The organism is Bacillus rugosus (assembly GCF_023238245.1).
GTDB lineage: Bacteria > Bacillota > Bacilli > Bacillales > Bacillaceae > Bacillus > Bacillus rugosus.
In genome coordinates this window covers 948,922-969,009 of record NZ_CP096590.1, presented here as the reverse complement: position 1 = coordinate 969,009, position 20,088 = coordinate 948,922, and the positions used below count along the sequence as shown (strand labels likewise).

General features: G+C 45.1%; 23 protein-coding genes. 7 read left to right on the top strand and 16 right to left on the bottom strand.

The annotated features are described in order from the left end of the window. Positions 1–29: 29 nt before the first annotated feature. The 5 genes from M0696_RS04810 to M0696_RS04790 all read right to left on the bottom strand — a co-directional run bounded on the left by M0696_RS04810 (position 30) and on the right by M0696_RS04790 (position 3,443). Positions 30–1,019 carry a glycosyltransferase family 2 protein gene (locus tag M0696_RS04810; protein WP_019713688.1) on the bottom strand — a complete coding sequence of 330 codons (990 nt, stop codon included), beginning with the start codon at positions 1,017–1,019 and terminating at the stop codon, positions 30–32. A gap of 229 nt (positions 1,020–1,248) precedes the next feature. Beyond that, positions 1,249–2,109 carry an alpha/beta fold hydrolase gene (locus M0696_RS04805; RefSeq protein ID WP_222143833.1) on the bottom strand — a complete coding sequence of 287 codons (861 nt, stop codon included), beginning with the start codon at positions 2,107–2,109 and terminating at the stop codon, positions 1,249–1,251. Next, on the bottom strand, positions 2,096–2,428 hold the full coding sequence (locus M0696_RS04800; protein ID WP_222143832.1) for an SdpI family protein: 333 nt from the start codon (positions 2,426–2,428) through the stop codon (positions 2,096–2,098). The genes M0696_RS04805 and M0696_RS04800 overlap by 14 nt, the downstream gene beginning before the upstream one ends. An 81-nt stretch (positions 2,429–2,509) precedes the next feature. Further along, entirely contained in the window at positions 2,510–3,031 is a 522-nt protein-coding gene (locus M0696_RS04795) for an SH3 domain-containing protein (RefSeq protein WP_166853855.1), read from the bottom strand. A 142-nt stretch (positions 3,032–3,173) separates the two neighbouring features. Then, positions 3,174–3,443 (bottom strand): YfhJ family protein, encoded by a 270-nt coding sequence (locus M0696_RS04790; RefSeq protein ID WP_019713684.1) that lies wholly within the window; start codon positions 3,441–3,443, stop codon positions 3,174–3,176. A 124-nt stretch (positions 3,444–3,567) separates the two neighbouring features. On the opposite strand from M0696_RS04790, the gene M0696_RS04785 reads away from it, so the two are divergent. Continuing rightward, a complete protein-coding gene (locus M0696_RS04785) occupies positions 3,568–3,720 on the top strand; it encodes a small, acid-soluble spore protein K (protein ID WP_010333452.1) in 153 nt (50 codons plus the stop codon). Between the two features lie 34 nt (positions 3,721–3,754). Here M0696_RS04785 and M0696_RS04780 read toward each other — a convergent pair whose 3' ends face one another. The 3 genes from M0696_RS04780 to recX all read right to left on the bottom strand — a co-directional run bounded on the left by M0696_RS04780 (position 3,755) and on the right by recX (position 6,206). Then, positions 3,755–4,948, bottom strand: coding sequence for an MFS transporter (locus M0696_RS04780; protein WP_019713683.1), 1,194 nt, complete (start codon positions 4,946–4,948; stop codon positions 3,755–3,757). A gap of 137 nt (positions 4,949–5,085) precedes the next feature. Next, a complete protein-coding gene (locus tag M0696_RS04775) occupies positions 5,086–5,406 on the bottom strand; it encodes a YfhH family protein (RefSeq protein WP_019713682.1) in 321 nt (106 codons plus the stop codon). 8 nt (positions 5,407–5,414) lie between these two features. Beyond that, positions 5,415–6,206 (bottom strand): recombination regulator RecX, encoded by a 792-nt coding sequence (gene recX, locus M0696_RS04770; RefSeq protein ID WP_019713681.1) that lies wholly within the window; start codon positions 6,204–6,206, stop codon positions 5,415–5,417. A gap of 88 nt (positions 6,207–6,294) precedes the next feature. Between recX and M0696_RS04765 the strand changes: the two genes are divergently transcribed. The 3 genes from M0696_RS04765 to M0696_RS04755 all read left to right on the top strand — a co-directional run bounded on the left by M0696_RS04765 (position 6,295) and on the right by M0696_RS04755 (position 7,630). Then, positions 6,295–7,206 carry a TIGR01777 family oxidoreductase gene (locus M0696_RS04765; protein ID WP_222143831.1) on the top strand — a complete coding sequence of 304 codons (912 nt, stop codon included), beginning with the start codon at positions 6,295–6,297 and terminating at the stop codon, positions 7,204–7,206. Between the two features lie 55 nt (positions 7,207–7,261). After that, positions 7,262–7,372, top strand: a complete 111-nt coding sequence (locus tag M0696_RS04760) for a YfhE family protein (RefSeq protein WP_003223230.1) — start codon at positions 7,262–7,264, stop codon at positions 7,370–7,372. Between the two features lie 66 nt (positions 7,373–7,438). After that, entirely contained in the window at positions 7,439–7,630 is a 192-nt protein-coding gene (locus M0696_RS04755; RefSeq protein ID WP_148963659.1) for a YfhD family protein, read from the top strand. Positions 7,631–7,668: 38 nt separating this feature from the next. On the opposite strand, the gene M0696_RS04750 is transcribed toward M0696_RS04755, so the two are convergent. From M0696_RS04750 to M0696_RS04735, 4 genes are all read right to left on the bottom strand, one after another. After that, positions 7,669–8,253 carry a nitroreductase family protein gene (locus tag M0696_RS04750; RefSeq protein ID WP_166853859.1) on the bottom strand — a complete coding sequence of 195 codons (585 nt, stop codon included), beginning with the start codon at positions 8,251–8,253 and terminating at the stop codon, positions 7,669–7,671. 86 nt (positions 8,254–8,339) lie between these two features. Beyond that, positions 8,340–9,221: a PhzF family phenazine biosynthesis isomerase gene (locus M0696_RS04745; RefSeq protein WP_019713677.1), complete on the bottom strand. Its 882-nt coding sequence runs from the start codon at positions 9,219–9,221 to the stop codon at positions 8,340–8,342. Between the two features lie 114 nt (positions 9,222–9,335). After that, positions 9,336–10,367 (bottom strand): FecCD family ABC transporter permease, encoded by a 1,032-nt coding sequence (locus M0696_RS04740; protein WP_222143830.1) that lies wholly within the window; start codon positions 10,365–10,367, stop codon positions 9,336–9,338. Next, on the bottom strand, positions 10,364–11,365 hold the full coding sequence (locus M0696_RS04735; RefSeq protein ID WP_222143829.1) for a FecCD family ABC transporter permease: 1,002 nt from the start codon (positions 11,363–11,365) through the stop codon (positions 10,364–10,366). Before M0696_RS04735 ends, M0696_RS04740 begins: the two co-directional genes overlap by 4 nt. A gap of 130 nt (positions 11,366–11,495) precedes the next feature. Here M0696_RS04735 and M0696_RS04730 point away from each other — a divergent pair, with 130 nt between their 5' ends. Then, positions 11,496–12,473: an ABC transporter substrate-binding protein gene (locus tag M0696_RS04730; protein WP_248602559.1), complete on the top strand. Its 978-nt coding sequence runs from the start codon at positions 11,496–11,498 to the stop codon at positions 12,471–12,473. A 17-nt stretch (positions 12,474–12,490) separates the two neighbouring features. Here M0696_RS04730 and mprF read toward each other — a convergent pair whose 3' ends face one another. Beyond that, a complete protein-coding gene (gene mprF / locus M0696_RS04725; protein WP_222143827.1) occupies positions 12,491–15,061 on the bottom strand; it encodes a bifunctional lysylphosphatidylglycerol flippase/synthetase MprF in 2,571 nt (856 codons plus the stop codon). A gap of 173 nt (positions 15,062–15,234) precedes the next feature. Between mprF and M0696_RS04720 the strand changes: the two genes are divergently transcribed. Both M0696_RS04720 and M0696_RS04715 read left to right on the top strand, forming a co-directional pair. Further along, on the top strand, positions 15,235–15,717 hold the full coding sequence (locus M0696_RS04720; protein ID WP_019713672.1) for a MarR family transcriptional regulator: 483 nt from the start codon (positions 15,235–15,237) through the stop codon (positions 15,715–15,717). Positions 15,718–15,828: 111 nt separating this feature from the next. Then, entirely contained in the window at positions 15,829–17,385 is a 1,557-nt protein-coding gene (locus M0696_RS04715; protein ID WP_222143826.1) for an MFS transporter, read from the top strand. On the opposite strand, the gene bstA is transcribed toward M0696_RS04715, so the two are convergent. The 3 genes from bstA to estB form a co-directional block, all read right to left on the bottom strand. After that, positions 17,382–17,918, bottom strand: coding sequence for a bacillithiol transferase BstA (gene bstA / locus M0696_RS04710; protein WP_019713670.1), 537 nt, complete (start codon positions 17,916–17,918; stop codon positions 17,382–17,384). The two genes, M0696_RS04715 and bstA, sit on opposite strands and share 4 nt — an antisense overlap. 164 nt (positions 17,919–18,082) lie before the next feature. Then, positions 18,083–19,171, bottom strand: a complete 1,089-nt coding sequence (locus tag M0696_RS04705; protein WP_222143825.1) for an acyltransferase family protein — start codon at positions 19,169–19,171, stop codon at positions 18,083–18,085. 220 nt (positions 19,172–19,391) lie between these two features. Next, positions 19,392–20,024 carry an esterase EstB gene (gene estB / locus M0696_RS04700; protein WP_166853865.1) on the bottom strand — a complete coding sequence of 211 codons (633 nt, stop codon included), beginning with the start codon at positions 20,022–20,024 and terminating at the stop codon, positions 19,392–19,394. Positions 20,025–20,088: the final 64 nt, after the last annotated feature.

Here is a 20,088-nt window from a genome sequence, read left to right as displayed (position 1 = left end):
AAAAAGCACTGCCAACGGCGCTTGGATATTCAGTGCATTTTTGTCAGACGCCGCATGCTTTTCAATTCGTTCGTTTCAGGCAGGTCTTTGTTTGGGATATTCGCTTCTTTAATCAAATAATGCGGGCGTTTTTTTGTTTCATAATAGATACGGCCGATATATTCGCCTATGACTCCGAGACTTAACAGCTGTACCCCGCCAAGAAATAACACTGCTGAGATAATTGTGAAATACCCGGGTACAGAAATGCCGTTAGTCAGAATGTTAACGAATGTGGCAATGATATAAATGATGGAAAGAAGTAAGATGAAAATGCCGGTATAAAAGCATATTCTCAGCGGCTTATGGTTAAATGAAACAACGCCGTCCATTCCGTAATTAAACAGACTGCTGAACGACCATTTGGATGTACCGTTTTTTCGTTCGACATTTTCATAAAACACAATTTTCTGATCGAAGCCGATCCAGCAAAACAGACCTTTGGAGAAGCGGTTGCCTTCACTCAGCTTCAAAAGAGCGTTCACAGCTTGGCGGCTTAACAGCCGAAAGTCTCCGACACCGTCACGCAAATCAACTTCCACCGCTTTATTGATGAACTTGTAATAAAGAGATGACAGGAGTGAGCGCACAGGGCTGTCCCCTTTTCTGTTCCTTTGGGCAATGACTTGATCATAGCCTTCTTCATAGCCTTTGATAAATTCCTTCAGCAAATAGGCCGGATGCTGCAGATCAGCGTCCATTACAATAACCGCCTCGCCTTGAACATGCTCAAAGCCCGCCAGAATTGCGGCTTCTTTTCCGAAGTTCCGGGAAAAAGATATGTATTTTACCCTGCTGCATACGGCTGCCAAGTCTTTGATCTGCTGAAGCGTGTCATCAACACTTCCGTCGTTTATGAAGAAAATTTCATAGTCATAATGAATGGTTTTGAATTCCTTTTTCAAAGATTCATGAATGAGTTTGACATTATACCCTTCATTGTAAGACGGGATAATAATCGAGATTAATCCTTGCTTCATTAAGGCACCTTCTTTTTTATTCTATTTAAGTATTGCCTTAGGGGGAGTTGTAGACAAATCTTCAGTAAGGCTATTCCTTTTTTTAAAGTCGTTTAAACCTGTTTTTTGTTACATTTTATGGTGACATTCATCATTTTTTTAATGTTATTTTGTCATGTTTAAAACAGACTATGAAAAAAACGCACAGAAAAAGTCTGCCATTATGACAGACGGACGAGAGAAATTCGACTTATTGTTTTTTAAGATATTCCAGAATAAGCTGATTGACGATAGCTGGTTTTTCGTGGTTAATCCAATGGGAAGCATCATCAACAAAAATGAGATGTCCATTCGGGCAATGCCTTTCCGTTTCTTTCGCAAGCTTTCTGCTCAAAAAGCGGTCCTCCATTCCCCAGATCATCCGGTAAGGTGCTGTTTCGTAAGCGGTTTTCTCTGAAAGGCTTCCTTTTCTGAGGGCTCTGTACCAGTTCAGCATAGCTGTCAGCGCACCGGGCTGTTTCCACGCTTCTTTGTACTTGCTGACATCCTCTGACGTAAAAAGCTCAGGACGGGTCGATAATCCAATCGCTTTGTCTAATGTTTCGTAATCATTTTCCTTTAGTGATGCCTCCGGTATGTCGGGCAGCTGGAAGAAGGCGATATACGAGCTTTTCAGCCATTGCGGCGGATAAATCGGCGTTACGGTTTTCATGATGTGTGGGTGCGGGATATTGATGGCAATTAACTTTTCTAGATATTCCGGGCGCGTGGAAGCCAGATGCCATGCGACAGCTCCTCCCCAGTCATGCCCGATGACAATTGTTTTTTCATCTGTGAATTGGGAAATAAGCCCGATGATATCATCTCTTAATGTATCAATCCGATATGAATCAATTCCGTCCGGTTTGTCACTGAGATTGTAGCCCCGCTGATCGGGAGCAATGACCCGGTAACCCGCATCGGCGAGCGGTTTGATTTGATTTTTCCAGCCGTACCAAAACTCTGGAAATCCATGGAGCAGGACAATTAACTGGCCGTCCTCCGGCCCTGCGGCCGCAACGTGGAGTGTGATTCCGTTTGTTTTGACAAACTGGCATTTAACTCCGTCCACTTATATCTCCTCCTTGACTGTACGTCATGTTTTTCAGCCTTTTCTCCGTTAGCATAAACGTAATGACACAGGCGGCAAGCAGCAGGATAAGCTGAAGAATGATCAAGTTTGATCTCAGCAGCAACCCCATTCCCGCAATCACCAAGCCTGACAGGAGCATCAATGATGCACTGTAACGGTTCGCTTCATCCCATAATCTTTGACCTGACATTGAGCGTCTCGTTCTGTATCCGTACACACTGTTGATGGATTTGGGAGGAAATAGTTTGATCAGTATACCCGCAATGATCATAAGCCCTCCACCGACTAAACCAGCCATATCATCATCTCCTTTCTCATTGTTACGTGCAGAAAGAAGAAATGTTTCATACATAGGCAAAAAGACAAGCCTCAGCCTGCCTTATTTATCGTATTGTAAGTCCTTTGTCTGAATATAGCCCTTAACTCCGCCATAATCAACGAACGCCCATGTGAAGTCAAATCCGCCGTTTTCACTGAATCCCCATCCGAGTAATGTCACCTCTGTTCCGGATGAGAGCTGTTTTGCTTTCCCGTTTTCTGGTGTCGGTGCATAGAAGGCTGTCTGTTTCACTGTTTTCGCTTGGCTTGCGGTTTTCATTAAGAAGTGTGTTGATATATATGCTTTTTTTCCTTTGAATTGAATTTGAGCCCAATCGGCATTTGCGAAACCATTGACTGTGACTTTTTGCTCTGATGATATAGTGCCGAGAATTTTACCTTTATGATTTGGCTCAGTCCGGACATTCAGCTTTCCTGCTTTTATGATGTAAGAATCGGATGATGGCATGCTGACAGATATGTCGTGAAGGGGCGCAGCTTTTGCTGCGGGAGCGGAATAAAGTGCTGTCATACTCAGTCCTGCGGCAGCTGTTAAAGCGAGCATTACTTGTTTCTTTTTCATATAAAGTTCCTCCTCGCATTTGACAAGATATAAGTGGTATTCCCTGATTGACCAGCGGGTGAAACACGTTTTGTTTATTTTTTTGCCTGTTAAGGTAATTTTAAGAAATGAAAAAACCTGCCGGATGATAGGGCAGGTTTTTTTAATGCAAAAGGCCTCTGCTTTGGTTTAAGTGATCATTTACGTCGTCACGGGAACTTTGGAAAAGGTGGAGCTGGCCGCCATAGTTTTCGATCCATTGTGTGACGATTTTCTCTGTCATTTTTTCACCCTGATAGGCGTGTCCGGCTTTTGCATAGGTTGCTTCGAAATCGCTCCATAACAATTCCACCCATGTTTTTGCCTGTATATAGCTAATCATATCGTTCTTTTCCAGAAGCAGATTTGTCAGTTTCTCAATATACGTATCCATATGTGCAGTCCCCTTTCTTCAGGAAAAAAATGACGCTTTAAAACGTGCTGTTCTCCATATACTAACCTTACGTCTTCATCTGGAAAGACGCAACTTTTTGATCTCGAACCTAGGGGGAAATGACATGGTCCGGAATAAAGAAAAAGGATTTCCTTACGAAAACGAAAATAAATTTCAGGGTGAACCGAGAGCAAAGGACGACTATGCTTCAAAGCGTCCTGACGGATCAATCAATCAACATCCTCAAGAAAAAATGAGAGCCTCCGGCAAACGGTAAAGAAGAACAGCTGCATGCGCTGCAGCTGTTTTTTTTACCCTTTATTGACTTGATACTCATAGACGCTTTTCTTTTCTGACAAATGTGCGAAGGTAGAAAGCACGAGTCCGCATGCGGTCATAAGCGCTCCGCCTGCGAACAGCCAGGAATAAGAGCCTGTACCGCTTAAAATCATTCCGCCGATCCACGCACCGAGCGCATTAGCTAGGTTAAACGCCGACACACTGACAGCAGCGGCAATGGTTGTGCCGCTCTCAGATGAGGAAATGACCTTCGTTTGCAGTAAAGGCGGCGTGCCGAATGCGCATGCTCCAAATAAAAACGTTGCAACAATGGCTGCAGCCGGGTAAATGGAGATGTAAGGAAAGACGGCCAGCACACCGATCAAACTGATCATCACGCCAATCATCGTCCGAGTCAGCAAAGGAAGTGGCACTTTTCCCGCAAAGAAATTCCCTGCAACGCCTCCCAAACCATACGCAAAGAGAGCGCCAGTAATGCCGACCGTGCCGAATCCGGCTGAATGTCTCAAAATCGGTTCGATAAAGGTGTAGGCGATAAAGACTCCGGAATAGCCTAAAATCGTAATAGCAAAGGAATATAACACTTGTTTGTGTTTAAATACTCCCCACTCATTCATGAGCATTGGGATGACTTTTGGTTTTCTGTTCGGCACAGCAGCCATGAGACCTAAGAATCCGATAACTCCAAGTGCCGTAATGATGGAAAAAACGACTCTCCAATTTAGGACATCTCCGAGAAAGGAGCCGAACGGAACACCGAGCATTAGAGCCACTGTCAGCCCGCCGTTCATAGACGCAGCCGCAGCCGCTCGTTTCTCTGGCGGAACCATTTCACTGGCAAATACCATGGCGATCGCGAAGAAAGCGCCGTGAATGGATGCAGATAAAATTCTAGAGACAGCTAATACCGCAAAATTCGGTGCCAGCGCGCTCATCAGGTTAGAAAGGATAAAAATCGCCATCAACCCAAGCAGCACAGGCTTTCTCGGAAGCTTGACGGAAATGATGGTGACGATTGGTCCAGTTAAACAGACGCTTGCCGCATAGGCCGTGACAAGAAGCCCCGCAGATGAAACTTGTATATGAAAGTCATTGGCAATCGACGTCAAAATACCCATCACTGCGTATTCTGTATATCCGATTGAGAATGTACAAATCATAAGAACAAATATAATAAATTTTACAGAGGGGTTTTTGATACTCAACGTCATCGCCTCCTTTGATTTTAAAAAACAACGAGTTTCATCTTAAAAGATTTTTGAAGTGAATTCAATGATTTTTTCTTTAAGATTTCGTGTAAATGTGCTGCACATAAAAAAGAGGCTGATATTCAGCCTCCCTGTTACACTTGCTTCTTTTGTTGCAATACTGAGATTGGCAGCGCTTCCTCTTGTTGTGGGGACGAGGTTCTGTATCCCCATGCGAAAACGCCATTTAAATAGCTGATGGTAAACTCGTCTTCAGAGTCTTCCACGCGATACGTTTCTCCCGGTGAGAAATCTTCCGGGTTGAGCAAATATGCTTTTGCCATCGTAATTTTCCGTTCGAACACTGCCAGTTCGTTTATGATTCCATGCTGTTCGGCTTTTCTTGCTTTTTCTGAAAGTGATGCGATTTCGGTATTGAGTTCGTGCTGTGTCATTTGACTGTATCGTTTCTCCATTTTTTCAGCTACTCCTCTTCCTGCAGAAATTGCTCGATTAAATCGAGTGAGAATCCTTTACGGAATAAAAATTGTTTGACCTTCATGGCGCTTTCATATGAGCCGTCATAGCGATATTTTCTAAACGCTTTTTCAGCGTGAAGGCGCAGCGCTTCTTTCTCTGTGTCTTCATCATTTTCATACTCAATCTGCTCAAGCGCCGCGCTGATGACATCAAATGAGAAGCCCTTGCGCTGAAGCTGCATCTGGGCGCGCTGTTTGAGTTCTTTCGTCGAAAGTTTTTTATCTTTTTTGAGAAGCTTTTCAACATGCTTGACCGCTTCTCTCGTCTGATCTTCAAAGGAAAAGGAACTCAGCGCCTCCTTAATTGTATCGTCATCGATCCCCTTCGCTCTCAGCTCTCTGAACAAAACGTCAGGGCCTTTTCCGTTCGTTTTTTTATGGGTGCTGACATAGGCCGCGGCAAATTCCTGGTCGTTTAAGTACTTATAGTCATTGAGCTTATGGATGACTTCTGCAATGACGGGCGCCGATGTTTCTTTTTTCTTTAAGTGGTCCTCTACCTCTTTCGTTGACCTCATTCGGTAGGATAAAAAATCAAGCGCACGGTTGAAGCCTTTTTTCACTTCGTCCCCGTATTGAATCTCAATGATGTCAAGGTCATCAAGCTCTTTTCCCTTTTCAAGCTCAAATTTCACGAGCACGTCCGCGTCCACACTGAAGGCGTATTTTTCATCCAAAAAGATATTGAAGCGTTCCGTATTCTTTTTTTGCGTTGATATTTTTGTAATAAATGGCATCTTAATCTCCCTTCTCAGGCTAGAAACGCGTTTTCACTTATTAAAATGAGGTAAAGTATATTTATTAGAACAATGAGGAGAGATAATCATGAATATAGCAATGACGGGCGGAACCGGTTTTCTCGGCCAGCATCTGACGGGCGTTCTTACCAGTCAGGGACACCATGTTTATATTTTATCAAGAAACGCAAGGGAAACTGAACAAAAAAATATCACATATGTCCAATGGCTGACGGAAGGAGCCGAGCCGGAGCAGGAACTTCCTCATATTGATGTCTGGGTAAACCTTGCGGGAAAATCGATTTTTGGCCGCTGGACAGAAAAAACGAAGCAGCACATTCTCTCCAGCCGTATCAATGCGACGCGTGAAGTGCAGCGGCTTATTCGTAAACAGAAGGAAAAACCCAATACGCTAATCCAGGCCAGTGCCGTGGGCATTTACGGCACAAGTCTTGAAAAAACTTTCACAGAGGATTCTGCAACGTCAGATGAGGATTTTCTCAGCCATACTGCACATGTGTGGGAAAAGGAAGGACAGAAAATTGAGGCATTAGGCATCCGGACGGTTTATGCGAGATTTGGCGTGATGCTTGGCGAAAAAGGAGCTCTGCCCCTCATGGTTCTTCCCTATAAGCTTCTGGCCGGCGGAACGATCGGAACGGGCAGACAATGGCTGTCATGGATTCATGTCGAGGACGCGGCCCAACTGATCCGATATGCGATCGAAAACACCGGCATCTCAGGGCCCATGAATGTCACCGCGCCCAACCCTGTGGTAATGAAGCAATTCGGAAAAACGATTGCACGGGTGAAGCGCCGCCCACACTGGCTCCCCGTTCCAGAATTCTTGTTATCAAAAGTATTGGGTGAAATGAGTCTTCTGATTATGAAAGGCCAGCGTGCTCTGCCTAAAAAAGCGATGACCTCTGGATTTCGTTTTACATATTCGGATCTTGAATTTGCACTCTCACAGCTGATAACGGAACGAAAGGCTGTATAAAAACGGAAGGAAGCGTCAACCTTAAGAATAACATGGTTGAAGGAGGTCCTTTTTTATGGAAAAGAAGAGGGAGAAGCATCAGCAAGGCGCCAACCTGAAGAAAATGCAGGAAGTTCTTTATTCAGGCGAATTTAAAAAAGCGGAAAAAGCTGCTAAGCGGAAGTAGGAATACATAACCCCTTATTGCCAGATACTATGTTTGTTTGATATCACTTTTTAGGGGGAATTTGATATGGGCAGAAATCATATCCACAAAAACCGTGATAAAAACAAACAAAAACTTCCTCAAGTTCCCGACGCATTAAAAAGGGAAACTGACGGCGTTTACGAAGAATATTCAAGCGAGCTTGCTGATGCGGATGACCGCGAAGCGCAAGAGCGTGCGAAAGCAGCAGATAACAGAGCGAAAAAGAAAACTCGTTAATGAAAAAACCCTTGTCTCCGTTTGAGACAGGGGGTTTTTTACATGTCGGTGAACCGTTCACGGATCGGCGTGCGTTTTTTCACTTCCGGTGCTTCGTCAGGATAGCCCGTTTGTATGATGGCGGCGAATCGTTCATTATCCTGTAAACCAAAGGCCTGATGGACTTCTTTGTCGTAAAGGATTTTTCCGCTTTTCCAAACCATGCCGATTCCTTTTTCCCAGGCAAGAAGCTGAAGATTTTGAATCAATGAGCTCGTTGCCGCAAAATCATCGTCTCGCGCTCTTTCGTTTTCATCTTCTTGAAATACAACGAGCAGAAATCCCGGAACGCGTCCGAGTGTGTTTTTGAAATTTTGAAGCTTTTCCTCTGTCAGATCCGGCTTGGATCTCTTAGAGAATGCTGCAAATGTGTTGATCAGGTTTGCTTTTCCTGTCTCACTGGAAACGTAAATAAATCTCCATGGCTCTGTCACTCTGTGATTTGGCGCATATTTTGCCGTTTCAAGCATGTCAAGAATGACTGCTGAAGGCACTGGATCTTGTTTAAATTTTCGAATCGATCTTCTGCTGCGTATGATGTCCCGCAGTGCTGAATGTTGATGTATCTGTTCGGTTTGAGGCATACCGTCTCACCTTCCTAAGCAATTGAAAATGATTATCATTCATAATGATAACGGAAAGTGCATCTTTTTGTAAACCATCATCCGTATTAGATTTTCAGAATACGGGTTTCTGAGTATACAGCCGTTCCAGTCATGTTTACTTTCACATGATCACCATCTTCGTTTATTTCAATTTCTACTTTACCGTCTTTTCCTATTTCCTGCCCTTGTTCAATGATAAATTCACGCTGCTCGGTATTGCCGTACTGTTTCATATAAGCCCCCATCACACCAGATGCTGTGCCCGTTACAGGGTCTTCTATCGTTCCCGAATATGGTGATGAAAAGTGGCGTCCATGCAGGTCGCTGTCGGGATGAATGGTTTCATAGGTAAACGGGTGGACAGAAGCCTTTGGCAGATCAACTAACACCTCTGGAAATTGTTTGTTATCAGGCACCATTTTTTTGGAGGCCTCTAATGATGCAAGCGGAATGATGGCTGTCCATATGCCAGTGCTGCCAAACACAATCGGAAGGTCTTCATGAAAATCTTCTTCCGTGATTCCCAATGCGCCCGCAAGTTTTTTTCGATCGCCTGTAAATGGTTTGAATTGCGGAGAAGCCTGTTCAAGCGTGATATGAATGCGGCCATCTTTTTCAGAAATCTTCACAGGCAGGATACCGGCTTTTGTCTGGATGCTGTATGTTTTACCGCTCTTCAGCATTCCTTTTTCACATAATGCGTAAAGAGAAGCGACTGTTGCATGACCGCACAAATTCATTTCGTGTCCAGGGGTAAAGTAACGGAGTTCAAGATCAGCCGACTCGCTTTTCCGGATAAAGGAGGTTTCTGAATATCCGGCACGCTCAGCTATGGCCTGCATCTCTTCTTCAGTATAATCGTCCCCCTTCAATACGACGCCTGCGGGGTTTCCTTTACCGGGACTGCTTGTGAATGCTTCATATTTTAATACCTCTATTTCTTTCACTTGTCTGCCGCCCTTTCTTTATCAATGTCTCTGTCAGTATAGCAAAAATAGTTATGAATTTTCAGTCATTATCAGAAAAACCCATTTTCCTTTTTTAGAAAATGGGAGTAACGATCAAGAGTTTCTCGTTTTATAAAGCAAATAAATAAAATAAGGGGCGCCGATAGCCGCTGTAAAAACGCCGGCTGGCACTTCCACCGGAGCAAATAAGGTTCTGCCGACGATGTCAGCTGTTAAGACGAGCAATGCTCCGATGAGTGCCGACGCCGGAAGCAGCGCGCCGTAAGACGAGCCGACGAGGCGTCTTGCAATGTGAGGAGCCATCAGCCCGACAAAACCGATTGTGCCTGCAACCGAAACTGCACAGCCCGTAAGAGCCGTACTCAAAAGCAGCAAGAAAAAACGATTTCGCTGCACGGCACTTCCGGCACCGGCCGCAATATCCTCGCCCAGCACCTGTATATTCATATTTTTCAGCGCGATAAAACAAATAAATAAGAGAATGACAGATAAAATTATAGCTATCTTTACATGCTGCCAATTTGACCCATAAACTGACCCGGTAATATACACATTGGCTTGCGATGCTCGGTAAATTGGCCCTTTGATCATCAGCAGGGTAGTCATCGCTTGCGCCGACATTGAAAATCCGATTCCGATAAGCACCAGCCGAAATGTGGAGGCACCATTTTTGTATGCCAGTAAATAGACGATGAGTCCAACAGCTGAGGCACCGATAAATGCGGCCGCCGGAAGCCATGACAGACTGATCGTAAGTGAACTGCTGCGATCCGAGAAGAACATCATCAAAAGCACGACTGCTACTGCCGCTCCTCCTGTTATTCCGATAATATCCGGTGATGCGAGAGGGTTTCTGACGAGCCCCTGCAATATCGCGCCTGCCGCCGCCAGGCAGACGCCGGCGCATAAAGCGGTCAAAATTCTTGGCATGCGGAACGACATAATCATCAATTCATCCAGCTTTGAACCTGCACCAAAGAATGTTTTTGCTACATCCCAGGGAGGAATAAATCTTTGTCCAAGACCGGCGCTTATCACTAGTACAGCCGCTGTTAATCCCAGTAAAACAAAAAAGACAATCCATGCTTTCTTTTCAGCCCCGGTAACGCCAAAACGAAGTTTCATAGTTTAGCCCCCCTCCTTGCGATGTACACAAATACAGGCATACCGATGATGGCTGTCATGACCCCAACAGGAACTTCCTGAGGCATAATGATATATCGCGCCCCGATATCCGCGGCAACAAGCAAAAACGCACCCAAAACAGCGGAAAACGGCAGAATCCAGCGATAATCATTGCCGACGATAAATCGGGCAAAATGCGGAATAATGATGCCAATAAATGAAATCGGCCCGGCAATGGCGACAGCAGATCCGGCAAGCAAGACAACACAAAGCGCCATCACAAATTTCAGGAGGCCTGTTTTTTGGCCGAGTCCTTTTGCCACATCTTCCCCCATGACGAGGAGATTGATTTTTTGGCCAAGGAACAAGCTGATCACAAGCGCTGCTGCCGCATATGGGAGCATTGTCATCAACAGATCCAGACTCCTGCCCTGCACAGAGCCGGTCAGCCAAAAAAGCACTTGAGCAAGCTCGAGTTCATTGACAGAAAGCAAGCCTTGTGTCAGAGAAGAAAACATGGCCGCCATGGCGGCTCCCGCCAGCGTCAGTTTAATTGGCGTCAGCCCTTCCCTTCCAAGCGAGCCTGCGGCATAGACGATCGCGGCGGTAAATGTAGCCCCGAGAAACGAGCTCCATACTAGTGCCTGAGGTGATTGAATATGCAGAAAAAACGAGCCGGCAACAATAAAAAAGCCGGCACCGGCGTTAATTCCGAAAATCCCCGGTGACGCAAGCGGATTTTTTGTGAGCGCCTGCATGAGAGCGCCCGCAGCTGCAAGCGAGGCGCCGACGACTGTCGCAACCAAAGCGCGCGGAAGCCTGACATCTTTGATGATGACATGCTCATTTGTTCCGTTGAAGGAAGTAAACGCCTGATAGACCTGTCTCCATGACGTCCCTGTATAGCCGTAGACGACGCTTGCGCAGACAGTCGCCAGTAAAATGAAAATCAGACATACTAACACAATCCATTTTGAAGATGCCTTTTTGCAGATCATGATCTAATTCTCCTAGTTATTTACTATGTAATGTTTGTTTTTGAGAATAATCCTCAATTAGGGATTGACACTCTTAACACTGCTTATTATGATCTAAATGATAATGAATTTCAATATTGGGAGGAAAAAGATGAAAAAGCATATCAGCATGCTATTCGTAATTTTAATGGCCGTTATGGTACTTTCTGCCTGTAATGGTTCAGAAAGTTCAAGCAACAGCGAGGGGTCAAGCAGCAAAACAAGAACGGTCAAACATGCAATGGGGACATCAGACAACATTCCCGCCAATCCAAAACGGATTGTTGTTTTAACAAATGAAGGAACAGAGGCGCTCTTAGCGCTTGGCATTAAGCCGGTCGGAGCCGTAAAGTCATGGAAGGGCGACCCGTGGTATGACTATCTGAAAGATGACATGAAAGGTGTTAAAAACGTCGGTCTTGAAACGGAACCGAATGTGGAAGCCATCGCAGAATTAAAGCCTGATTTGATTATTGGAAACAAAGTGCGCCAGGAAAAAATTTATGATCAGTTAAATGCGATTGCGCCGACCGTTTTCGCTGAATCTTTGGCTGGGAACTGGAAGGATAACCTGACTCTATACGCCAACGCGGTGAATAAGGCGGATAAAGGCAAGGAAGTCATTGCCGATTTTGATAAACGTGTTTCTGATTTGAAAGACAAGCTTGCCGATCAGACAAATAAAACAGTTTCTGTCGTACGCTTTTTATCCGGCGAGTCAAGAATTTATTATACCGATTCATTCTCTGGGATTATTTTAGACCAGCTTGGATTCAAACGCCCTGAAAAACAGGTGGAGCTGTTCAAGAAACAGAAGGACCAATTTACGTTCTCAACAGACAGTAAAGAGTCCATTCCTGATATGGATGCCGATGTGCTTTTTTATTTCACATATAAAGCCGATAATGCAAAAGAAAATGAAAAATGGGCCAATCAGTGGACAAGCAGTTCACTATGGAAAAACCTGAAGGCCGTGAAGTCCGGTAACGCCCATGAAGTCGACGACGTCGTATGGACAACCGCAGGCGGAATTAAAGCCGCGAACTATCTGCTTGATGATATTGAAACCTATTTCTTAAAAACGAAATAAAAAAAGACTCCGTCTGGTTAGACGGAGTCTTTTTTGCTTTTACCGATCAGCCGCGTGACGAGGAACATAGTGACGGAAAGAGATCTGTTTTTCCGGTACGCCAAGTATTTGCCGCGCCATTCCGGTTTGTATTTTTCTTTAAAGGCCCTGAGACCGCTAAAGCTGTACATGTATCTGACATTATTAAAAATGACAGCGGCAAATCTTTCTGACCAGAAGGATGTAAAGGCGGTGCCGACATTGGCCAAGGGCGCCATTCCCATGTTAAACGACGAGCAGCCTTCCTCCTTCGCCCATAAAAACATACGGATGAATAATGCGTCCATAATGCCGTTCGGGGCGTCGTCACGGTAGCGCATCAGATCGACTGATATCTCTCCTTCCTGATACATCGGCATGACATTTGCAAATGCAACGATCTCTCCTTCTGCATTTTTCATGTAGGCAATCGGCGCTTTCTGTAAATAGGAGGGATCAAAAAATCCGAGCGAGAATCCCTTCTCCTTTTTCGAGCCGAGCCATTCATCTGAGATTTGTTTCAGCTCCTCCAAAAACACATCAGAAAATGGGGGATCATCCACATGGAAGGTATATTCCTCCCGCTCAAATCGGTTATTGATTGCCCGAAGGCCGGCTTTTTTCTTCCCTGTCAGGGTAAATGTGTTTAAGTCCACATAGGCTTCCTCGCCCAGCTTAAAGAAGTTATAGCCAAAATCGTGATACAGCGCCATGTCCTCTCGCTCAATTTGATAGAACAGAACACTGAATCCCTTCTGATGCGCTTCGTTCAGAAATTCTTCCAGTACAAGCGGGAACGATTCTCTTTGGCCTGACGGATCTCCGAGCACGACCAGTCTTCTGGCGATTTTTCCGAACAAAAGAAGTGCATTGCCATCACTTGAAAAATAAAACCGCTTATCTCCAAGATAGCCGAGATGGCTCAGCGCGTTGCCGCCTTTTTCATTGAGAAACGCAGCAAGACGCTCAGGGTCTGCTTTCTCTCCGATTGGTTTCGTTCTATTATGATACACCACTGTAAATATTAAGAAGAACAGCGGCACAATGATGATCGCCATGATGGTTGCATGGGTAATGTGCGAGGTGCTGTGGACGAAATATTCGTGATGCATCACCTTTTTCATCCGGTCCCAAATGAAGCCCGCGATCAGATTGTAGTTAAAGAGTGCCACGGTAAACAGCGCCACAGCGAATATCAATTGTCCCAGCGTATAGGATGCCTGTTCTCGGACAAATTGTTTTTTTAACAGCACAAGCAATACGATAATCATCGGCAGTACGAATATCGCACTGATGTTAAGTCCTTTTAAAAAGCTGAACACAAAGCCGCCGACAAGCGCTGTAATGGCCATCGTATAGGAGCGTTTTGTCCGTTTATAAAGCTCGATCGGCAAAATCAGCAGAATGAGCGCTGAGCTTAAGGACAGGCCATTGAACAGCAAAAGAGCCGGGCGCGGAATGTGCGGTATGACGGTCAGCCTGTCAATCGGCAAGGATACTGAAGCCAGAACTATCAGGCCTGCAACGAACACAATAAGCGAAAGTGAGCCTTGCAAAATTTTCACTAATATCGCCCGCTGTACGACAAGCAGAACATTTGTCGTCTCAATTGCCGGTGCGATCCGCGGGTTCGTTTCGAGCCGCTTCATTGTATTTTCGGTCAGGTCGCCGGCAGCAAAGAACAGTCCCAAAACGAATGGGATAAATGAATAGACGAGCCTGTACAAAACAATAGAAGTAACAATGGCCTCCTGATGATAGCCAAGCTGCTCCATCCCGAGCAAAAACAAAAGGTCAAACGAGCCGAAGCCGCCCGGCACGAGGCTGATCATTCCTCCAATCGCCGCAATGACGAACACTCCGAACACAAACCTGATATCAGCATGAATGCCCATAGCGAACAAAGACAAATAGATGACAATTCCCGCCATAAGCCATTCGGCAACGGAAGCGCCGACATAAGCGAAAATCGGATTTCTCACCTTGTCCGCATTTTCTTCGTCCCCGGCTTTGCGTCCTTTCATTTTGGACACCGTCAAGGATAGCGGCAAAATCAGCGCGAAACCGATAACGACTGCCCACAGCCAAGGCTTTTCATTCATCACTTCATCCACTGGCAGCACTCGTGCGGCGACGAAAATGCTGAAAACAGATAACCCAAGCAGCATAGATGATGTAAGCCAGGCGATTCCTTTGACGAGCGCCTTATGGTCTTTCGTATGCTCTTTATAAAACATCATTCTTAACCCGACTCCGGCTAATCCGCCGAATCCCAGGACGTTATTAAATGAATTGGCGATCCAGGAAACCCTGAATACCTTTCCGTTTGCGATCGATAGGCGCAGTGAGTATTTCAGGACGTAATCATACAGTGACATGGCTGCAACAGCCAGCAAGCCGACCAATACAAGGATGAATAAGTCCGTTCGCTCAAGCCCGTTGATGACCATGAGCGTGCGTTTGAATGACAGATTTGTCAGTTCTTTTTTCGATTGATAAATAACAAATAATAAAACAGCAATAGGAAAAACGATTTTTAAAATTGATAAAGCATTCTTTTTAATCAGCAATGGTCTCTCCAATCATAATCTAGTTCGAACTTCTTCCCCCCCAATAATCTCCAACTCATTATACACTACCGTTATTTTTCGGACAAAGTCCCGCATACATTTCTGCTTACTTTCTTTCAGGAGTGGAAATCGAGTAATATGGTAAGAGGAGTGAATGATGAGGAAGTGATGACATGGAATACAATCTACATGATACAACGGTATTAAACGAAGACATTCTTTCATCTGAGGAACGGGAAATATGGGTGCTCTATATGAAAGTACTAACCTCTGCAGGTCTTGGTGATGTGTCCGAGTGGATGAAGCTGGATATGAGCATGCCGCAAATGAAAGTGATGATGCTGTTAAACAACCATGGAACACTGAAGGTCAGCGACATTGCAGAAAAAATGGGAGCTTCCCTGTCCAATACAACAGGACTGCTTGACCGCCTTGAGAAATCAGGGTTTGTCAAACGCTCACATTCTGAAGAGGACCGCCGTTCAGTGGTTGTTCAGTTGACGGAGAATGCAAAAAATATTTTTCGGGGGCTTTATGAAAAGGGCCATCTGAAATTGAAGCGTTCATTGGAGCTGCTGTCCCCTGAAGAAAAGCAGGCTGTCTCTGAAGGGCTGTCTATCCTTTCAAGAGCATTAGAGAAAGCGAAAAAGGAATAAATCTGTAAGTCTGTCATCCGCAAACCGCGGGGCAGGCTTTTTTTATTTGACATTTAGTTCATTTAAAATGAATAATATATTTAAAGTGAACCAAAAAGGAGGTTGATGAATATGCCTGATGTATTGACAGAGCAGAAAAGCCAAAAGTGGGCAATCAGCCTGTTTACGATTGGTGTGTTTATGGCTGCACTGGATAACGGAATTATTTCTGCTGCTTTAACAACGATAAACGAGTCGTTTGCCGTTTCTCCTTCCTGGGGATCATGGGGCATTACTCTTTATACGCTTGGTCTTAGCGTCAGTGTGCCGATTGTCGGAAAGCTTTCTGACCGCTACGGCAGAAAGAAACTTTTCCTCATTGAGGTTTGCCTGTTCGGACTTGGTTCCTTGCTTGTTGCTTTGAGCCAAAGCTTCCCGCTCTTTCTGGTCTCACGGCTGATTCAGGCGCTTGGGGGCGGCGGGATTTTCATTATCGGAAGCTCTCACATTCTCGCTACCCTTCCAAAGGAAAAACAGGGAAAAGCACTTGGGCTGCTTGGCGCAATGAACGGGATGGCCGCTGTGCTCGGGCCGAATATCGGAAGCTTTCTGCTTGATTGGACTGGTTCTTGGCATTGGCTGTTTTTGATTAATTTGCCGATTGCGGTGCTATTGGTTGTTTTCGGTGCATGTTTTATTGCGGAAACAAAAGCGCCTGAGGCTAAGCGCCTCGATACGGCAGGAATCTTCCTTCTGTCCCTGTCGATTTTAGCTGTGATGTACGGCATGACGAATCTTGACGGGGCAAATCTCTTAAACAGCTTGGGAAATCCGGCGGTTTATGGGTGTATTGTTTTTGGCATTCTCTGTTTTGCAGCGCTTATCTCGTTTGAAAAGAGGGTTGAAATGCGCGGGGGCGATCCGATTTTGGCGTATTCTCTGCTGCGGAACCAAATGTTTCAGCGCACGCTTATCATCGGTTTGTTATCCGGGGGACTTTTGGCGGCGGTCATTTTTATCCCGTCATATGTTGAGCAGTATTTGGGTGTCCCTGCTGCAAAAGCAGGCTATTGGATGACACCGCTTGCGTTAGCTTCCGGCATCGGCGCTTGGCTTGGCGGAGCGCTCACCGACAAGAAAGGACCGGTAAAAACCGTTGTTCTTTCGGGAATCATTTCATGTGCGGGATTTGCTTTATTTCCGCTCTGGGTGACGGACAAATGGGAGTTTGTGATCGCAAGTGTGGCAGCTGGGATCGGTTTTGGCTTTCTGTTAGGCGCGCCGCTGAACGTCCTTGTATCAGAAGCGGCTAAAACCAATAAGGGAACAGCGCTTGGCACTCTTTCATTAGTAAGGCAAATTGGACTGACATTGGCGCCTACTCTTTATGCAGGTTTTATCACAGCCGGGTTTGATCAAATAGGTGATGAGATTAGCAGCCGCTTATCGGACAGCGGACGTTCGGAACAGGCGATGCAGATGATTCCGGAGATCGACAGTTCTAATGTTTCTTCCTTACAAGAACAAATCGAACGCATTCCCGTACCTGAAGTGAAAACCGCGATAAGCGATGCCATTCATGCGAGTGTCGCCAGCGGCTATGATCATTTATATGCAGCGGCTGCTGTGATTTCACTGCTGGTGATTGCCGCTATCACTCTTCCGGCTTTCCGCCGGCAAAAGCGTTAAGACCACCCCATCCGTTTGGAAAGCTCCGTAATATGAGCGATATGGTGATGTGAGTGCCAGACGTACAGTCCGAGCGCGTTCTCTAGGGTCATGATCTCCTTTGTATCGGGATGGTAAAATCCGCGCTGAAATTGCTGATCCGTCAGAGTGCGGAGAAGAGCCGTCCATCGCCCGTGAAGCTCCTGCAAAAGCGCGAGTGAACCGCTCGGCTCTGCTGTTTTGGAGTCCTTTAGCTCCGACCACGCTTTTTCATTATACGGACGGATGGCCGGTGTCTCTTCCGTCAAGCTCAATTTAAAGCGGATATAGCTGTTCATATGGCTGTCAGCCAGATGGTGAACAACTTGCCGAACGGTCCATCCCCCGTCTCGGTACGGTGTGTCAAGCTGGCTGTCTGTCATGCCTTCAATCGCTTGCTTCAGTTTGGCCGGCACTTCTTCAAGCGCTTGAATCCATTCTTCTTTTTGCTCCTTCGATATGGATTCCCTCGGCGTGTATTCTCCTATTGGGTAGCTTTGATTTGCTGTTGTCATGAATGTACTCCCTTCTGTTCAATCTTCTCCTATATTTTACAAGAAAAAGTGCATGTTGTATAATTTAAAACCCGCTGAAGTTAAAGGAATGGAGGATTGCAATCATTATTTAAACTGAATAAACATAAAACAAGCGGCAGGAGAGAAGCTCCTGCCGCTTGTTTTCATCCTGCGTGATCACGCACTCCTACTGTTACTTTCTTCTGTTTTGGCTGATAGATTTTCCCCACAAATAGATAACCGTATTTGAATTGATTTAATGCCCAAGAGGTCAAGATTGGGCCGGCTGTGCACACGGCAAACAACAGGAGAACAGCCGGTACGGCGGGAATTCCGGGCATGTTTGTCAGTAACACGTAGCCTATGATCATAAAATAGGCATGGAGCAGATAAATCGAAAATGAATAGTTGCTGATAAACATCATGATCTTCGGCACATGCTTTATTTTAGAAAACAAGTGAAAGCACAGGAAAATCATGCTTGTCGAATACAACATGATATCAGGCCGTTTCGAGCTGATCATGCCGATTTCACCGACATAAGAAACAGTGACAACCAGCGCAGCAGAAGCTAGCGCGGCGCCGTATATCACCCAGCGGTATTGGTCAAGCAGCGCTAAAAAACGCTTGTACTCTTTTCCGCAATAGTAGGCTAGACAAAAGTAGAAAAGCCAGCCTGTGAACGGAACCCAGAAGAATGGAAACGACCCGCCCTCTTCTGAAGCAGGAGCTGGGCTGACTGCTGAGAAATAGCTTAAATAAGCTGCTGTCACCACAAATGAGATGGACAGCACCCATTTCGGCGAAGCTTTTTTCAAATACTCATGAAAGATCATATGCAGAATGTAAAATTGAAAGATGACGAGAATGAAGTATCCGATAAAGTTTCCTAACAATACGTTCGCCAGGTATTTTTGCACAATCGCGAGAAAGGTTACCTCTCCCCCCATCGCACTGGTCATCAGCAGTGCATCGATGGCCGCGATAAATAAAAAAGGAACGAAAATCACTTTTCCCCGCTTCCTTAAAAAACCGTCCGGCACCCCATCAGGATAAGAACGGGCCAGCAGAAATTCAGAGATGAAAATGAAAGCAGGCGTACTGAACATCAGGAGTGTGCGAAAAGAATCTACGGTGTGAGAAATGTTTGCGAGAGCCTCTGCCTGAAGCATCAGGACCATTGAAATGATATGGAGCAGGACGACACTTAAGCACGAAATGCAGCGGATCATAAAAATTTCTTTAATTTGCATAACAGCGCTCCTTTTATTTCAAATTTTTAGAAATCGATGGTTGTACCTTAACATGCCTGCCTTATTTGAAAAAGTGCCTGATGTCATAAATTGGGGTATGTATTATAGACTAAGGTTATCAAAATCCCTGACTTTTTGGTGTATCTTTCTAATACGAGATTGCTAAGAGAATCTCAAAAAACCTGCTGTAACGGAGACGGCAGGTTTTTTTATAGAGATATTAATTTGTATTGAGGCCTCCGCCATTCAGCCCTTCTTTGATATAGCCGTTCACTTGGCTATTAGAAAGCAAGCCAATATGGCCGATGCCATAAAGCTGGATGTTTCTCGCCCCTTGTAACCGAGACAAGCTATTGATTACAATTTGATCATTTAGGCTGTAAATAGATGTATAGAGGATCTTTTGATTAGGGTCTGTACCTGGGAGCGCAACAGATGACACTAAACCATTAGCCCCTCCAAGTGTTACGACATTTTGAATCTTATTGCCCCCGCCTAAATATTTAATATAGTACAGCGTGTTAGCGCCTCCCATACTATGAGCCACAATATCTACTTTTTTGGCTCCCGTTTCTTTTAAAACGCGATCAACATATGAAGCGAGCTGCGGGCCGTTATTTAGGTTGTTCCCTGTTTTATCATAAAAATCAATAGCATACAGTTTGTTGCTTTGCCAGCCTTGAGAAATTAAGTAGTTTTTAATAGCGAAAAAGTTGTATGAGGCACCGCTTATTCCATGAACAAGAACTACAGGATTATGTACTGATTCAGCTTTTGCGCTTGACGGCGGAGCAGTTAGAACAGATAGAATCAGCGATAAACAGATAGCGGATGCAAAAAGTATTTTTTTCACGTTCATTCCCCCTTAAAATGTTTGTACCATCAATTTCCTATTATACATAAAAAATCAATGTTGT

Coding starts and splice junctions, on each gene's coding strand:
- M0696_RS04730 (WP_248602559.1), top strand. CDS start 11,496: ATGAAAAAGCATATCAGCATGCTATTCGTAATTTTAATGGCCGTTATG.
- M0696_RS04740 (WP_222143830.1), bottom strand. CDS start 10,367: ATGAAACTTCGTTTTGGCGTTACCGGGGCTGAAAAGAAAGCATGGATT.
- M0696_RS04775 (WP_019713682.1), bottom strand. CDS start 5,406: ATGGAGAAACGATACAGTCAAATGACACAGCACGAACTCAATACCGAA.
- M0696_RS04735 (WP_222143829.1), bottom strand. CDS start 11,365: ATGATCTGCAAAAAGGCATCTTCAAAATGGATTGTGTTAGTATGTCTG.
- M0696_RS04720 (WP_019713672.1), top strand. CDS start 15,235: ATGGAATACAATCTACATGATACAACGGTATTAAACGAAGACATTCTT.
- M0696_RS04750 (WP_166853859.1), bottom strand. CDS start 8,253: ATGCCTCAAACCGAACAGATACATCAACATTCAGCACTGCGGGACATC.
- M0696_RS04765 (WP_222143831.1), top strand. CDS start 6,295: ATGAATATAGCAATGACGGGCGGAACCGGTTTTCTCGGCCAGCATCTG.
- M0696_RS04790 (WP_019713684.1), bottom strand. CDS start 3,443: ATGGATACGTATATTGAGAAACTGACAAATCTGCTTCTGGAAAAGAAC.
- M0696_RS04715 (WP_222143826.1), top strand. CDS start 15,829: ATGCCTGATGTATTGACAGAGCAGAAAAGCCAAAAGTGGGCAATCAGC.
- M0696_RS04795 (WP_166853855.1), bottom strand. CDS start 3,031: ATGAAAAAGAAACAAGTAATGCTCGCTTTAACAGCTGCCGCAGGACTG.
- M0696_RS04755 (WP_148963659.1), top strand. CDS start 7,439: ATGGGCAGAAATCATATCCACAAAAACCGTGATAAAAACAAACAAAAA.
- M0696_RS04800 (WP_222143832.1), bottom strand. CDS start 2,428: ATGGCTGGTTTAGTCGGTGGAGGGCTTATGATCATTGCGGGTATACTG.
- recX (WP_019713681.1), bottom strand. CDS start 6,206: ATGCCATTTATTACAAAAATATCAACGCAAAAAAAGAATACGGAACGC.
- M0696_RS04785 (WP_010333452.1), top strand. CDS start 3,568: ATGGTCCGGAATAAAGAAAAAGGATTTCCTTACGAAAACGAAAATAAA.
- M0696_RS04760 (WP_003223230.1), top strand. CDS start 7,262: ATGGAAAAGAAGAGGGAGAAGCATCAGCAAGGCGCCAACCTGAAGAAA.
- M0696_RS04705 (WP_222143825.1), bottom strand. CDS start 19,171: ATGCAAATTAAAGAAATTTTTATGATCCGCTGCATTTCGTGCTTAAGT.
- bstA (WP_019713670.1), bottom strand. CDS start 17,918: ATGACAACAGCAAATCAAAGCTACCCAATAGGAGAATACACGCCGAGG.
- M0696_RS04810 (WP_019713688.1), bottom strand. CDS start 1,019: ATGAAGCAAGGATTAATCTCGATTATTATCCCGTCTTACAATGAAGGG.